At 63.0% G+C, this 15,012-nt stretch carries 13 protein-coding genes and 3 pseudogenes; 13 read left to right on the forward strand and 3 right to left on the reverse strand.

Features of this window, described 5'->3' with window-relative positions; genetic code table 11:
- Window positions 1-9: 9 nt before the first annotated feature.
- Window positions 10-336, forward strand: a pseudogene (locus MUN23_RS11235) (ATP-binding cassette domain-containing protein); the annotation flags it as partial.
- Window positions 337-378: 42 nt separating this feature from the next.
- On the opposite strand, the gene MUN23_RS11240 reads toward MUN23_RS11235, so the two are convergent.
- Together MUN23_RS11240 and MUN23_RS11245 are read right to left on the reverse strand one after the other, a co-directional pair.
- Entirely contained in the window at window positions 379-1,992 is a 1,614-nt protein-coding gene (locus MUN23_RS11240) for an SIR2 family protein (protein ID WP_248763884.1), read from the reverse strand.
- 208 nt (window positions 1,993-2,200) lie between these two features.
- On the reverse strand, window positions 2,201-3,595 hold the full coding sequence (locus tag MUN23_RS11245; protein ID WP_248763885.1) for an AAA family ATPase: 1,395 nt from the start codon (window positions 3,593-3,595) through the stop codon (window positions 2,201-2,203).
- Window positions 3,596-3,909: 314 nt separating this feature from the next.
- Between MUN23_RS11245 and MUN23_RS11250 the strand changes: the two are divergent.
- The 5 genes and pseudogenes from MUN23_RS11250 to MUN23_RS11270 all read left to right on the forward strand — a co-directional run.
- Window positions 3,910-4,422 (forward strand): annotated as a pseudogene (locus MUN23_RS11250) (homocysteine S-methyltransferase family protein); the annotation flags it as partial.
- A 175-nt stretch (window positions 4,423-4,597) separates the two neighbouring features.
- Complete coding sequence (locus tag MUN23_RS11255; RefSeq protein WP_248763886.1) at window positions 4,598-4,903, forward strand: hypothetical protein; 306 nt, start codon at window positions 4,598-4,600, stop codon at window positions 4,901-4,903.
- A gap of 208 nt (window positions 4,904-5,111) precedes the next feature.
- Window positions 5,112-6,101 (forward strand): helix-turn-helix transcriptional regulator, encoded by a 990-nt coding sequence (locus tag MUN23_RS11260; protein WP_248764060.1) that lies wholly within the window; start codon window positions 5,112-5,114, stop codon window positions 6,099-6,101.
- On the forward strand, window positions 6,094-6,972 hold the full coding sequence (locus tag MUN23_RS11265; protein ID WP_248763887.1) for an SDR family oxidoreductase: 879 nt from the start codon (window positions 6,094-6,096) through the stop codon (window positions 6,970-6,972). The genes MUN23_RS11260 and MUN23_RS11265 overlap by 8 nt, the downstream gene beginning before the upstream one ends.
- 138 nt (window positions 6,973-7,110) lie before the next feature.
- A complete protein-coding gene (locus MUN23_RS11270; protein ID WP_248763888.1) occupies window positions 7,111-7,875 on the forward strand; it encodes an SDR family NAD(P)-dependent oxidoreductase in 765 nt (254 codons plus the stop codon).
- 210 nt (window positions 7,876-8,085) lie between these two features.
- On the opposite strand, the gene MUN23_RS11275 is transcribed toward MUN23_RS11270, so the two are convergent.
- Window positions 8,086-8,589: a MarR family winged helix-turn-helix transcriptional regulator gene (locus MUN23_RS11275; protein ID WP_248764061.1), complete on the reverse strand. Its 504-nt coding sequence runs from the start codon at window positions 8,587-8,589 to the stop codon at window positions 8,086-8,088.
- 166 nt (window positions 8,590-8,755) lie between these two features.
- Between MUN23_RS11275 and MUN23_RS11280 the strand changes: the two genes are divergently transcribed.
- From MUN23_RS11280 to MUN23_RS11310, 7 genes and pseudogenes are all read left to right on the forward strand, one after another.
- Window positions 8,756-9,220: a hypothetical protein gene (locus MUN23_RS11280; RefSeq protein WP_248763889.1), complete on the forward strand. Its 465-nt coding sequence runs from the start codon at window positions 8,756-8,758 to the stop codon at window positions 9,218-9,220.
- Window positions 9,213-10,277, forward strand: coding sequence for an Atu2307/SP_0267 family LLM class monooxygenase (locus MUN23_RS11285; protein WP_248763890.1), 1,065 nt, complete (start codon window positions 9,213-9,215; stop codon window positions 10,275-10,277). The genes MUN23_RS11280 and MUN23_RS11285 overlap by 8 nt, the downstream gene beginning before the upstream one ends.
- Before the next feature lie 48 nt (window positions 10,278-10,325).
- Window positions 10,326-10,427: pseudogene (locus MUN23_RS11290) on the forward strand (short-chain dehydrogenase); the annotation flags it as partial.
- 139 nt (window positions 10,428-10,566) lie between these two features.
- Window positions 10,567-12,081, forward strand: a complete 1,515-nt coding sequence (locus tag MUN23_RS11295; protein WP_248763891.1) for a cytosine permease — start codon at window positions 10,567-10,569, stop codon at window positions 12,079-12,081.
- A complete protein-coding gene (locus tag MUN23_RS11300) occupies window positions 12,074-12,685 on the forward strand; it encodes a TetR/AcrR family transcriptional regulator (protein ID WP_248763892.1) in 612 nt (203 codons plus the stop codon). The genes MUN23_RS11295 and MUN23_RS11300 overlap by 8 nt, the downstream gene beginning before the upstream one ends.
- 99 nt (window positions 12,686-12,784) lie before the next feature.
- The gene (locus MUN23_RS11305; RefSeq protein WP_371876019.1) at window positions 12,785-13,774 is read left to right on the forward strand and encodes a nitrilase-related carbon-nitrogen hydrolase; all 990 of its coding nucleotides are present in this window, start codon (window positions 12,785-12,787) and stop codon (window positions 13,772-13,774) included.
- Window positions 13,771-14,790: an agmatine/peptidylarginine deiminase gene (locus MUN23_RS11310; protein WP_256468740.1), complete on the forward strand. Its 1,020-nt coding sequence runs from the start codon at window positions 13,771-13,773 to the stop codon at window positions 14,788-14,790. The genes MUN23_RS11305 and MUN23_RS11310 overlap by 4 nt, the downstream gene beginning before the upstream one ends.
- Window positions 14,791-15,012: the final 222 nt, after the last annotated feature.

The raw sequence follows: 15,012 nt of genomic DNA on the forward strand, positions 1-15,012 counted from the left end.
AAATACTCAAACGTGTCCGCCGGTGAGAAGCAGCTGCTGACGATTGCGCGGGCGTTCCTGGCCCGGCCGTCGGTGCTGATCCTGGACGAGGCGACTTCTTCAGTGGATACGCGGACCGAGGTGCTGGTGCAGAAGGCGATGCGGGCTTTGAGGAGCGACCGGACGAGCTTTGTGATCGCGCACCGCCTGTCCACGATCCGCGACGCCGACCTCATCCTAGTGATGGAGGCTGGCCAGATCGTGGAGCAGGGAACGCACGCTTCCTTGTTGGCAGCTGGCGGGGCTTATGCGCGCCTGTATGAGGCGCAGTTCGCGGCTCCGGTGGCGGAGGTTTAGGAAGCCCGAGGCGAGCCTCGCAGTCAGACACTCAAGCGTTGACTACAAATTCAACTCCAGTCGGTTCACCACTCGGATTATCGTGTCAACGTACTCCTTAACGCGCGAGGCATTCACTTCTTGATTGGTGTGAACTGCTTCGTTTCGTGCCTGTTGCGCGGCTGATAAAGTAGCAGTCTCATCGGGCGTAATCTTGCCATCGACAGAAGCCTGGCGAAGTAATGACCGCAGATTTCCCGGTAGTTTTTCCTCCCGTTTGTTCGTGTCGTATGTTTTCGATAGCGTCGTTTCGAGCAGTGCTATCGCCGTGATTAGCGCAGCCCGGGGCTCCTTCAGCCGCATGAGCCTGATCGCATCGCTTTCCGTGCTCCTTGCGCTGTTCCGTGTGATTTGACGGATGACTTCGGTGAAATTGGCAATGAACTGCTCTGGATCGGCATCGGGTCGGGCGGGTCGGATAAGAACCCGCCCATCAAATCCAGCAATCATGGGTCGGTTTGAGGGAGTCACGACGAGCGTGCTCCTAGTCCCAGCTGCTCCGGAGTCATAAAGAAGACTGGTGTGGAATTCTGGGCTGTCGGGCTCAACTACGACCAATCGCGCTCTACTCAAAAGCGCGTCATTCTTAGCCAGATGCGTGCCGGGAGGCGTAGATACATCTTTGGAAACCACTGGGACAAGGCCTTCTGCTTCAACCACCGGAAATATGTACTCCCGATACCAGGCGACCACCGCTGCAGGCACCGCGAAAAAACACATCCTGCTACTAGGCGCAGGCAGGAGCAGATCTGCACTCGTGCGGTCGTATGAACTCTTTCCGGTTTCGAGAACGTGATCGCGCCAGTATTCTCCAAGCTCGCGCAGGAAAGCAGCTAACTGTTCACCGTACGACAGGCCCCTTTTCGTCGGAAGATTTACAACTTTGACGCCGCGTCGCTCGTACCGGGATACAACGTGTGATGGGGCGCCAATTTGAATGGACCACAGCGGGCGCGTAAGAGGCCCGAGGCGGCTTCGAATGACCGCCAAAAGTTGACGAGTGTCTGGATCGTCGAGACTATAGCCGATGAGGATTGCGGTTCGGTCAACCAAAAGTGCCGTCACGCTGGTTGCCAGCAAAGGGTAGCGGATCAAGAAATTGTCATAGTCATCCTCTGTTAGTACGAGGCGATTTGGATGGTGGACATCACCGTGCATCTTAATCAGCCGAGGACCTGCATAGCGGTTAGGGCCGGAAAGCTGTAACTCGTCTACTACGGGATGACATGGCCGGCCGCCTTCTTGGTAGGCGCGCTCCAATAGAAAGTCAAAATTCGTCGTAATGACAGTTTCAAAACCGAGATCGGCAATTGCTTTATGAGTTTCGCCAGTGACTGCGTCGTGGGCACGTATGAGTCGAGCTATTTTGTCGACCAAGGCTACCCGGCCGAAGCTCTGCTCATAGGCGGAGATGGAGTCAAGAGTATTGTTTCCTGAATCGAGGCCAGGTACATCCCGGGCAAGAGCCTCCCCTAACTCATGCCACATCAGCGGAGGCTCACCGGTGTAGACGGACGCATTCCGTGAAAAACCAGCACCGATAAGAGGAAGCCATCGTCCTTGCACCAGATCATCAAGGAGCGGCCTAGGAACGTACTTGATGTATTCGTCGGCCAAAATGTTCCCCGTCGTCAAGGTCCTTGAGCTGCCTGTCAGCATAGCTTGCCACTAAAGACAACAGCGCCAGAAAAGTGATGCGGACTCTGACGAGTAGCCTGCCTACCCCCTCTGATGCATGTACAGCTTCTGCAGGGTAGTGCGGCTGGCGTTCAAGATAGTTTCCTTCTCCTAATTGTCGGACAAACCGCTGATCTCTGACCTGACGTCATTGACGCCCCAAAAATCCGCCGAATTGGGCGTGCCGTTTCAAGGTGGTTTTGATCGCATCTTTTATGGTTGACGGCATTGTGTTCGAAGGGGCAAACGCCTTCAGTTCGACGATGACGGAGTTCTGTTGACTATTGGGGCGTTCCAAGAAGACATCAGCCCGAACGGTGCTGTGCTTTGAAACGACGTCCTTCTCGTGCTTTGCCTCGTAGCCAAGCTCTTGAAATACCCGCGCTATTCGCTTGCCGATCGCCGTGGGGCTCGTCGTAACTGTCGAGTACCAGTCTCGAGCTTCATTCGCCCGGTTCGACGTTTCTCGTTCTCTCATGGTGCTATATGCCGTCGGGTCCCATGCTTCAGAGACGATAGAAGCAAAGTGTGACTTGCTGAAGCGATCTAGGTACGACTTGTGGAGTTTGGCGGAGTCGCTCGTCAGATCGTGGCAAAGCTTGTGGAGGTCCGCCGCTGCAATGGGAATCAATCGAACGTCAAAGTATAGGCGTGCCCGGTTCAACTGTGAAAGTGGAAGCGTACGCCTATCCAGGTCGTTGAGCTCCCGGTAGAAGGCGCCCCAGTCCAGTTTGTATCCATCTCGCGGGTTGCTGAATCCGTTGATCAAGGCGATTCTGCGGCCGTCCGTAACAGGCCACAGCATGATCACCTGATACTTGGACAGATCCTGAAGCCCACTTACAGAGCTCATTAGAAGGTCAGCTACGCCCTCGATGCATTGCCCTATGGTTTCGGCCTTGTCTGCGACCTCATCAATGTCGGTACGAAGGACTTCGAAATCGGCCAATGGCTGGTCGGCATTATGGAACTCAAATGTCTCTTCTACGAGACGAGACCACTCGGCACGAGGCGGGCCATCGAGCCTGAAGTCCCCACTAAGCAGGATCCTGGTATTCCGGCTCGTTGCTTCAGCCAGTTCGGACTGGAACTCTTGGCTGGTCGTTAGCCAGATGAAAAGGACCGGCTCCCGGCGCAGGTCGCCGCGGTCCAAGAGGCTGAGCCGCTCCACAAATTGTGTCGGCACGTCCGAGCGCGTTGCGACGTTCTCCTCGTACTGATCGATAACAGCAACAATGAGATTGGGTTGTTTCCGTCGCCCCTTGGCTGCATTAATTTCTGCAACCAACGATGATTCCGACGAAATCGCCGCGCGGGAAAGTTCGATTACCTTGATGTCCGGAAGATGGGTTTGGAGTTCGCGGGCCGCAGAACTCTTGCCCGATCCGCTGGGGCCATATATCGGGAGGAACTTGATTCCACCAGACATCTGCATGCTCTTGAGACCTCTTTGTACTAAGTCAATGAGATGCGGATTCGGTTCAAGCCGTCCTCGGAAAGCAGGGTCCAGGTCTTCGTATCTGGACGGCAGTCGCATAGTCATTAGGACAGTCTAAGGACCAAAACAACAGTTACTGGCAACGCGGTGTTCCGCCAGAGAATTAAGAACCTCTTCGTCGTAGTTGCGTTGATATTTTCCATTCCACGGCGACGCCGCCAACACCACGGCCAAGCACGCCGTGGTTGGCCCGACCGAGTACTCGGCGGTGAGGTTTGCCCAAACGACTGTCCCCCATTCGCATAGATGGGGAAACATGGCGCGACCGTGACGTAGGCTTAAACAGAACTGCCCACCACCCGCCGTCGTAGTATTCGGAAACACGGCGCAATGTGTCGGCCCCGCTCGTACTCTGTTAGCTGCCTCGTTTTGCGCTTGATGTTGAGGCCGTCGCCCGCCCAGTCCGTTCGCAGGAGCTGCTGGATGCGGTGAACCACCGGGTCGTACTGCCGATCGGGCGATGGGCACCATGCTGCAGGGGCGGGAGCTCTCGCTCGAGGACGACTTCCTGGGTCTGGAAGGCTGCAACGAGATCCTCAATGTCACGCGACCGGATGTCATCGCGGACATCCATGACGCTTACTTCGCGGTGGGCATCGATGCGGTCGAAACCAACACCTTCGGTGCAAACTGGTCCAACCTCTCCGACTACGGCATCGACGACCGGATTGAAGCTCGCCCGGAAGGGTGCGGAGATCGACCGGGACCGCGCCGAAGCCGCAGAAAAAGCAGGCGGACGGATGCGGTGGGTTTTGGGCTCCATCGGGCCGGGTATCAAGCTCCCCAGGCTCGGCCACACCACCTACGACTACCTCAAGCAGACCTTCGCCCGGCAGGCCGAGAGCCTCATCGACGGGGGAGCATATGCCTACTAGCATCAATGGCGCCATCCCCACATCCGACGGCGGCTGGTCGGCGCTGCAGGGGCCCGGATACACGCGCGAGGAGGGCAACGCATCACCGGTTTAGGGCCGACCCTCCGGCCCTATCGGAATGACGATGGACGGCCTATCTTGGTCTGACACACACCCAAGGAAAGGAACAACGATGTTCACCTTGCAGATCAGCTATCCAGTCCGGGACTACGAGGCTTTCAAGAAGGTATTCGATAGCGATCCTGCAGGCCGCGCCGCCTCGGGCGCCAGGTCTGTCCGGCTGCTCCGGGACACGGACGACCAGAACAGCGTGGCCGTGCTCCTTGACTTCGACACCAAGGATGCCGCGACCGTCTTTCTGGAACGGCTACGCAGCGAGGTATGGGACAAGCCCGAGGTGATAGGGCAGCTGATGACGGCAGCGCCCACTGCAAGGATCCTGGAGGAAGTGGGCCGCGAGGGTGAGGGTGCGGGCTGACCGCTCAGTATCCGGGGTTCCGCCGAACCACTTCATTTGCGGCCGACTGGGTCAAATAGAACGCCGTTCGGCGCTGACTCAAACGGTCGACGGCGGGAGGCCCCGCCGTCGTGCGTTTCCTTCCGTCGTGGCTGCTTCTGTCTCCGGCGGGCTGGGGGTGTCTGATGGACACTGCCACCGCATCCTCGTGCTGCGTACCGTGGAACTTGTGGACAGAAAAGAAGAGATCCGTGAGTTCCTGATCTCGCGTCGAGCGAAGGTCAGCCCGGAGCAGGCCGGGATCCCCAGCTACGGGGAACTGCGACGTGTGCCGGGCCTGCGCCGGGAGGAAGTGGCGCAGCTCGCCGGGGTGAGCACGGACTACTACACGCGGCTGGAACGCGGCAGCATCCGCGGCGTTTCGGACTCGGTGCTCGAGGCTGTGGCCTCGGCTCTTCAGCTGGACGAGGCAGAGCGGGCACACCTGATGGACCTGGCGCGGACGGCCAACGCACCGTCGGGTCGGATGCCCCGCCGTCCGGCGCAGCAACGGGTCCGTCCCGGAGTGCTGCGTCTGCTGGACGGGATGACCGGAGTGGCCGCCATGGTGCAGAACGGCCGCGGTGACGTGCTCGCCGGCAACATGCTGGGACGGGCCCTGTACTCCGAGGTATTTAACTCAGCTGTGTCGTACGGTCGGGACGTTCCGGGCCGGCTGCCGAACCAGGCCCGCTACATCTTCCTCGATCCGCGCGCAGCCGACTTCTACGCGGATTGGAACGCGATCGCGGCCATCATGGTCGCGATGCTGCGCCTGGAATCCGGCCGGAATCCCCACGACCGTGCCCTGAACGAGCTGGTCGGCGAGCTCACCACGCGCAGCGGACTGTTCGCCGCGCTCTGGGCCGGGCACGACGTGCGGATCCACACCACGGGAACCAAGCGCTTCCACCACCCGGTGGCCGGCGACCTGTCCCTGCAGTACGAAACGCTGGACCTCCCCGGCGACGAAGGACAGGTCGTGTTCACCTTCACCGCCGAGCCGGGCTCCGCTTCCGCAACCGCGCTGGCATTCCTCGCCAGCTGGGCCGCATCGCCACCCGAAGAAACCACCCAAACAGCCACCGCCGGCGATCCTGCCGGCGGATCCACCGCCCCCGCGCGCTCCCACGCGCAGCCAGGGCGCACCACAGGAAAGACAGAACCCTCCCATGACTGAACAAAACACCACTGATCAGGCCGACAACACCACGGGCAAGAAGGTCTGGTTCATCACCGGCGCCGGCCGCGGCATGGGCACTGACATCGCGAAGGCAGCCCTCGCCGCCGGCCACGCCGTGGTCGCGACCGGCCGCAACCCCGAAAAGGTCACCCAGGCCGTCGGCGACAGCGAGGACCTCCTCGCGGTCAAGCTCGACGTCACCGATGCCGCCGACGCGGCCGCCGCCATCCAGGCAGCCGTGGACCGGTTCGGCCGGATCGACGTCCTGGTGAACAACGCCGGCAACTTCTACGCCGGGTTCTTCGAGGAAATCACCCCGGAGGACTTCCGGGCACAGATCGAAACCACCATGTTCGGACCCATGAACGTCACCCGCGCGGCCCTGCCGGTCCTGCGCGCCCAGCGCTCCGGCCTGGTGGTCACCATCTCCTCCACCGCCGGGCTGGCAGGCGGGGAGTTCCTGTCCGCCTACGCCGCGTCGAAGTTCGGCGTCGAGGGCTGGGCCGAGTCACTGGCTCCCGAGGTCGCCCCGTTCGGCATCCGCTCCATGATCGTAGAGCCGGGGTTCTTCCGCACCGAGCTGCTCACCCCGGAATCCACCAGCTACGCCGAATCCACCATCGGGGACTACGCCGAACGCACCGCGCAGACCGTCGCCGGTTGGAAGAGCATGAACGGCTTGCAGGGCGGGGACCCGGCCAAGCTCGCCGACGCGCTGATCCAGCTGGCCGAGCTGGACGAGCCGCCGCTGCGGTTCGCCGCCGGAGCCGACGCCGTGGGCACGTTCGAGACCCGGGCCAAAGCACTTCAGGAACAGGCCGACGCCCACCGCGAACTCTCCAGCAACCTCGCCCACAGCGACGCCTGACAAAACGGAAACGGACGACGGCGGGAGGTCCCGCCGTCGTCCATCACCCACCACCTCAACGCCCCACCAAAGTCCAGCCGGATGCCAGCAGCTTCATGCTGCCCAAAAACCGGTACCAACCTCGTAGGAGAACCTCCCATGACATCGAAACTGACCGGAACCACCGCACTCGTCACCGGCGCCAGCAGCGGCATCGGAGCCGCCACCGCACGGCAGCTCGCCGCACTCGGCGCCTCCGTGGCACTCGTCGCCCGGCGCCGTGAGCGGCTGGAAGCCCTCGCCGCCGAAATCGAACAAGCCGGCGGCACAGCCCTGGTCATCGAAGCAGACATCACCCACCGCGGCCAGGCCCAGGCCGCCGTCGACCAGACCGTGGAGCGCTTCGGGCAACTGGACATCCTGGTCAACAACGCCGGCCTGATGCTCCTCGGACCGGTAGTCGGCGCCGACCCCGAGGACTGGGACCGCATGATCGCCGTCAACGTCCAGGGCCTGCTCCACACCACCCACGCCGCCCTGCCGCACCTGCTCAAAGCCGCCGAGGACAGTCCCCGCCGGGTCGCGGACATCGTCAACATCAGCTCGATCGCCGGCCGCGTCGCCTGGAACGGGTACGGCGTCTACAACCTCACCAAATTCGGCGTCAACGGCTTCACCGAGTCCCTCCGCCAGGAAGTCACCCAGCGCCACGTACGCGTCGGCGTCCTGGAACCCGGCGGCGTCGATACCGAGCTGGGCTCCCACAACAACGCCGAGGTCCGCGGCGAAATGATCGACCCCTTCTACGAGCAGACAGAGGTCCTCGCTCCGGAGGACATCGCCGACGGCGTTGCCTACATGGTCACCCGGCCCCGGCACGCCTCCATCGGAGAGCTCTGGATCATGCCCACCGACCAAGCCTGAACCAAGGCATGGACCAGACTGGCGCCCACTGCGAACTCTCCAGCAACCACAACCACGCTCTAAGCGACGCCTGACAAAACAGGAGCGGACGACGGCGGGAGGCAAGCGCACGACGGCGGGAAGTCCCGCCGTCGTGCGCTCTGTCCGTTACGAAAAAACTATGGCGCAGGCCGGGTCAACGATTACCGGGCGCATCTAGCCCTCGTGTCCTCAGCCGAACGTGCAGTCGACGATGACTTTTCGCAGAGCGGTCTCGAGAACGGCGAGTTCCTGTTCGTCGAGCCGCTCGACGAACAGCTTCGACACACCCTGAAGATGGACCGGCACTGATTCGGTCAGACGGGCGACGCCGGCGTCGGTCAGGGTGACGAGCACGCCTCGCCCGTCCCCGGCGGCGTTCGCCCGGCGTACCAGACCCTCATCTACCAACTTCGCGACGCGGCGGGTCAACCCCGAGCGCGAGAGGAGCGTACGGGCCGCTAGCTCCGTCATCCGTAGCTGACCGCCCGCGTCGGCCAGGTGAGCCAATACATCGAAGTCGGCGAGGCGCAGGCCGGTGTCCTCCCTGAGATCGGTGTCGAGCTGGCGCATGAGAGTGGCGTGGGCGTGCAGTAAAGCGCTCCACGCCCTCACTCCACGCCGTCCCGGCAGGGAGTCCTCGACAAGCCGCTCGAAGAGGGCAGTCACATCACCGGGCGTGGAATTTTCGTGCATGTCCACCAGTTAACTCCACAGGTATTTGCAATCGCAAGTACCTGTGGAGCGATCAGGAAGCCCGTGTCATGGGTGAAGTCCAGCTCGGTATCGCAGGTCGACGAGATCCGCCGCCCAACCACGAGCCGGGCCGAAGCTTGACCAGATTTCATGAAAGGAGTCGACCATGAGACTCAACAACATCCCTCTCCGCCTGACCACAGGAGCGTTCATCCTGAATGCCGGCTGGGGCAAACGCAAGCTGGACAAAGACAGTGCGGCCGGGCTGCAGGCCATGGCAGCAAGGGTTATTCCGCCGGTCAGCAACATCGACACCGAGAAGTTCGGCAAGATGTTGAGCTACGCGGAGATGGCGCTGGGTGCGGCACTGCTGACACCTTTCCTGCCCAGCCGCCTGGCCGGGATCGGTCTCGGGATCTTCTCCGGATCCCTGTTCGCCATGTACCTGAGGACACCCGGTATGACGCTGGAGGATGGCATCCGCCCGAGCCCGCAGGGAACCGGGCTGGCAAAGGACATCTGGATGATCGGTATCGCCGCGGCCCTCGTGCTGGACCGCAAGCGCAAGCCGGGGGATGCAACCCGGCAATCCGCGACCGTCCCGGGCAGGAAGCGCTACGACAATGGCTGAATACGAGGTGGACCACGAGGCACTAAATCCGGCCATCACCCTCGGACTCGATACCTTTGGTGACGTACACACCGACGGTTCCGGGACGAGGCTTTCGGACGCCCAGACCATCCGGAACCTCGTCGACGAGGGTGTGCTCGCCGAGGAAACCGGTGTGGACTACTTCGGGATCGGGGAACACCATACCGATAGCTTCCCCCTCTCAGCCGGCGACGTCGTTCTCGCCGCGATCGCGGCCCGCACCTCACGCATTCGCCTTGGATCTGCGGTCACGGTCATCAGTTCCGACGACCCCGTTCGGGTATTCCAGCGCTATTCAACCCTGGACTCACTGTCCAACGGCCGCGCCGAAGTCATCCTCGGACGAGGATCAAGCACCGAGTCGTTCCCGCTGTTCGGGTACGACCTCCGAAACTATGACGAACTGTTTGAAGAGAAGGTCAATCTTTTCGCCGAGCTCCTCAAGGAAAAGCCCGTCACCTGGAGCGGAAATACCCGGGCAGCCCTGGACGGACTGAGTATCTATCCCCGTACGGAATCGGGACACCTCTCGACCTGGATCGGAGTCGGCGGCAGCCCAGAATCGGTCGTGCGCGCCGCACGGTACGGGTTCTCCCTCATGATTGCCATCATCGGCGGCGAAACAGCACGCTTTGCACCCTTCGCGGGACTGTTCCATCGGGCCCTGGCTGAGTTTGGTCAGCCCCGGCGCCCCGTCGGCGTGCATTCGCCCGGGCACGTTGCCGCCACCGATGAACAGGCCATCGAAGAGTTCTGGCCCCACTACGAAACCGCGTTCGCTGAAGCCGCCCGGGTGCGAGGATTCAGGCCTCCGACGATGCAAAGCTTCCTCCGGGACGTCGGCCCCGGGGGAGCGCTCTATGTGGGCTCGCCCGAAACGGTGGCCCGAAAGATCGCCGAGACGCTTAAGACGATCGGGGCAAGCCGCTTTGACCTGAAGTACGGCATGCCCGGGGTACAGCAGACCCAAATAATGACCAGCATCGAGCTCTTCGGATCCCACGTGGCTCCGTTAGTGCGCGACATGATGGCGTAGGCACCCGGGCAGCGGACGGTCCCGTGGCACCTCATGCAGGCCACCGTCCCCTCACCCGCCACGGCGGCGCAGCTCGCCGCCTCCATCACCTTCCTGCTCAGCGACGACGGCACCAACGTCAACGGCGCCATCCTCGCGTCCGACGGCGGGGCGTGCTCATCGCTCAAACCCGTCCGGTGCTGCATGGTGGCGGAGATGCGTGTTGTAGATCAGCTATTGACTGAAAATTCAGTCAGGCCTTATGGTTGATGCAATACATCAACGTGATGTAGCTCACGAAAGGCTTGCCATGATCAGCACGCGCTTCCGCAAAGACGCGGATTCCGTCGGTGCCGCATCCGCGCACAAGGACCGCTTCGGCCGCATTGAGTCGGCCGGCATTGAGTTCATTCCCGACGAACAACGCACCTCCCGCCCCCGGAACCTGTTCACCGTGTTCTTCGGCGGCAACTTCGCCTTCTCGGTCATCGTTTTCGGCTGGCTTCCCATCACCTTCGGCCTGGACTTCGTCGGCGCCGCCACCGCCAGCCTCACCGGTCTCCTCGTTGGTACAGCCCTGATCGCCCCGATGGCCCTCCTGGGGCCACGGACCGGCACCAACAACACCGTTTCCAGCGCCGCACACTTCGGCACCCGCGGGAGGTTGATCGGTTCCGCCCTGACCCTGTTGTTCGCCCTTGCGTACGCCGCCATCGCGGTCTGGACTTCGGGCGACGCGCTGGTTGCCGCCGCCGAGCGGCTGCTCGGGATACCCGTCGACGGCACCACGCTGGCCATCGGCTACGCCGTGATCTCCGTGGAAATTGTTCTCGTGGCGCTCTTCGGCCACGGCACCGTGGTGGCGATGCAGAAGTTCGTCGCACCCGTCGTCGGCGTTCTGCTCCTCATCGGCGTCGTCGCCTTCGCACCGACGTTCAGCCCCACAACAGTCCATGCCGACTACCTCCTGGGCGACTTCTGGCCCACGTGGATCCTCTCGGCCGTCATTTCCGTCGGCGGCCCCCTCTCCTATGCACCCACACTGGGCGACTACAGCCGGCGCATCTCGCGGACCAGGCACTCGGACCGTTCGGTGGTGACCTCGGCATGCCTCGGCGTCTTCCTCGGGCTCTTCGTCACTGCCCTTTTCGGTGCCTTCACGGCCTCGGCGTTGCCGGAGCTTGGCGGCTCGTACGTCGCCGATCTCGTGAAATCATCCCCGGCCTGGTATCTGCTGCCGATCCTCATCATCGCGTTGGCAGGCGGACTCGGCCAGGGCGTGCTCAACCTCTACGCCAGCGGGCTGGACCTCGAAGCCCTCTTCCCGAGGCTCCGGCGGATCCACACCACCCTCATCACCTCGGTGATCGCAGTCGGTCTTCTCTACGTCGGTGTCTTCGTCTTCAACGCGGTGGACTCCATTACGGCCATGACACTGGTCCTCAACGGCTTCGCCGGACCCTGGGTTGCCATCAACGTCCTGGGATTCCTGATCGCCCGCCGCGGCAAGTACCACGCCGCCGACCTCCAGCTCTTCCGGGCCAGCGGACCACGCGGACGCTACTGGTTCAGCAACGGCTGGAACCTGCGCGCTGTAATTCCCTGGGCCATCGGTTCAGTCTTCGGCCTGCTCGCGACGGACACGTCCCTGTACACCGGGCCGTTCTCGCAGCTCGCCGGGGGAATCGATCTCAGTTTCATCGGGTCCACGATCATCGGAGCGGCAGGCTATCTGCTGGCCTTGCGGTTCTGGCCCGAACCCGCCGCAACGAGGGAGTCCGCACGGGAGGAAGGTGAGCACGTATTACTGTCAAACCATGACTGACAAACTAGCCAAGATCCTCACCGCCGCCACCACCTGCATCGCCAGGAACGGCGTCCGGGGAATGCGGGTCAACGATGTGGCTGCAGAAGCCGGTGTTTCGCCGGGCCTCCTGTACTACCACTTCACCGACCGGGCCGGCCTGCTTGCCGCAACGCTTGAACACATCAACAAGCAGGTCGGCAAGGACGACGCCGCCCCCTCCTCCCCTGACGCGGAAGACCGCGCCCGGCACTTCAGGCACCTGCTCCTTGACGAAATCAAGGACGACGCTGATGTCCGCCGGAATTCGGTGGCCTGGAACGAGCTCCGGGCGTGCTCCATCTTCGAACAGGAGCTGGCGGAACCACTTTCCCGGACAACGGCGGAATGGAACCGCGAGATCGCCCAGGCCATCGTGGCCGCCAGCGAAGGCACCAGCGAGGACGAGGCCGCAGTCACTGCGGAGATCCTCACCAGTTTGGTGGAAGGGATCTCCGGCCGCTGGCTCAACGGTTTCATCACCACAGACCACGCGCGTTCCCTGTTGACGACGGCCATCGACTCACTCACCACAGCACACCCGAGGACCCTGCAGGAACCTTCCGGACAGGGTCTGGGCAAATGAACCACCGACCCAACTCTCAACCACTTATCAAACGACGCGATTCCAGCGGAATCCCGCGAATATGCAGGGACCCCTAGGGTCCCGTTAGGAAGCACCACCTTGGACATCATCGCCAACACCGAACCGCCCGCCTCTTTCGCCCGGAGCCAGGAAAGCAACCGCCGGCCGCTCCGAGTGGCCCTGGTCCAGCACCGCTGGCGCGAAAACGCCGCCGAGCTCAGGTCAGTGCTGACCGGGGCCATCGGCAAAGCCGCCGACGCCGGAGCCAGGGCCGTGTTCCTGCCGGAACTTACGCTGTCTAAATATCCTGCCAACGTCCGGGCCGGCAGTAACCCCGCCCGGAATGCCGAGGACCTGCTCAGCGGCCCCACCTTCGAGTTCGCCGCCAACGCGGCCCGGAAGCACGGCGTCACCGTCCACGCCTCGCTCTACGAGCGCTCAGACGGAAACGACGGGCTGGGCTTCAACACCGCCATCCTCGTCTCGCCCCAGGGGGAGCTGCTGGCACGCACGCGCAAGACCCACATTCCCGTCAGCGCCGGATACTACGAGGACACGTACTTCCGCGCCGGGCCGGCCGGCGACGCCTACCCCGTGCACCGCCCCGCGGAACTGGACGGGGCCGCCGTCGGACTCCCCACCTGCTGGGACGAATGGTTCCCGGAGGTCGCCCGGCTGTATTCGCTGGCCGGCGCGGAAATCCTGGTCTACCCCACGGCCATCGGCTCGGAGCCGACCTTCCCGGAGTTCGACCACCAGCCGCTGTGGCAGCACGTGATCACAGGCCACGGCATCACGAACGGCACGTTCATGGTGGTCCCCAACCGGACCGGCGACGAAGGCGACATCAACTTCTACGGTTCCTCGTTCATTTCCGATCCCTACGGCCGCGTCCTGGTCCAAGCGCCGCGGGACCGGGAAGCCGTCCTGGTGGCCGACCTCGACCTGGACCAGCGCAAGGACTGGCTGGACCTGTTCCCGTTCCTGACCACGCGCCGCCCCGACACCTACGCCGAGCTCACCCGGGACGTCGATTTCGACCGCCCGTACGGGGCGGTATCCGCCAATCAGACCGCGGCCCAGCCATGAACTGGATGATGCCGAGCGAGACGGCCCGCCAGGAAAGGGTCTGGATGGCATTTCCACCGGAGCGATCCTCGATAGGGCACACCGCGGAGGAAACCCATGAGGCCCGGACAGTGTGGGCAGCCGTGGCGCATGCTGTGGCGGAATTCGAGCCGGTCACCATGATCGTGGACCCGCCGGACATAACTGCCGCGCGGACTTATCTTTCGGCTGGCATTGACCTGGTGGAAGTGCCTCTCGACGATGCCTGGATGCGGGACATCGGGCCCACGTTCGTGACCGGCGACGACGGCCGGCTGGGCGGGGTGGACTGGGTCTTCAACGGCTGGGGGCAGCAGGACTGGGCCACTTGGGGCAAGGATTCCGGGGTCGGTGCGGAAGTGGTGAGGCTGGCCGGTGCGGAGCTGCTGGACAGCCCGCTGGTCAATGAAGGCGGCGGGATCCAGGTGGACGGTCTGGGCACCGTGCTGGTCACCGAGACGGTGCAGCTGGATAAGTTCCGGAACCCGCACCTGACCAAGGCGGACGTCGAAGCCGAGCTGGCCCGCACGATCGGCGCCACGCATGTCATCTGGCTGCCACGTGGGCTGACCCGTGATTCGCAGGAACTCGGAACCCGCGGACACGTGGACATCGTGGCCGCTATCCCGTCGCCCGGTGTGCTGCTGGTCCACTCCCAGCGCAACCCATCACACCCGGACTTCCAGATCACCGCCGATATCATCGCGATGCTCGCCGGGACCCGGGACGCGCAGGGCCGTGTCTGGGACATCGTGGAGGTACCGGCCCCGGACACGCTGCGCGACGAGCTCGACTGGGTCGACTACAGCTACATCAACCATCTGGTGGTGAACGGAGGCGTCATCGCCTGCAGTTTCGACGACCCAGCGGACGCGGGAGCCCGCCGGATCCTGGAGCAGGCGTATCCGGGCCGGGAAGTGGTGACGGTCGATGCCCGCGCCATCTTCGCCCGGGGCGGCGGCATCCATTGCATCACCCAGCATCAGCCGGCCGTCTGACCGCGGCAGCCATGAAGACCCCTGCTGTGGGCGACGTGCCCGCCGCCCACAGCAGGGGCTTTCCACGGCAATACCACCGGTAGTCTCGCCTGAGCCGTTGGACGCTCAGTTGCACTCGGCAACTGAGCGTCCCTTTCGGCCCTGCCCGAGCATGTCGTCGACCTCATCGACGCCGGACTCAAAGGCCGGACGGCAGCGCGGGTAAGAATCTGCCGCGGAACA

The organism is Pseudarthrobacter sp. SSS035, from assembly GCF_023273875.1.
GTDB lineage: Bacteria > Actinomycetota > Actinomycetes > Actinomycetales > Micrococcaceae > Arthrobacter.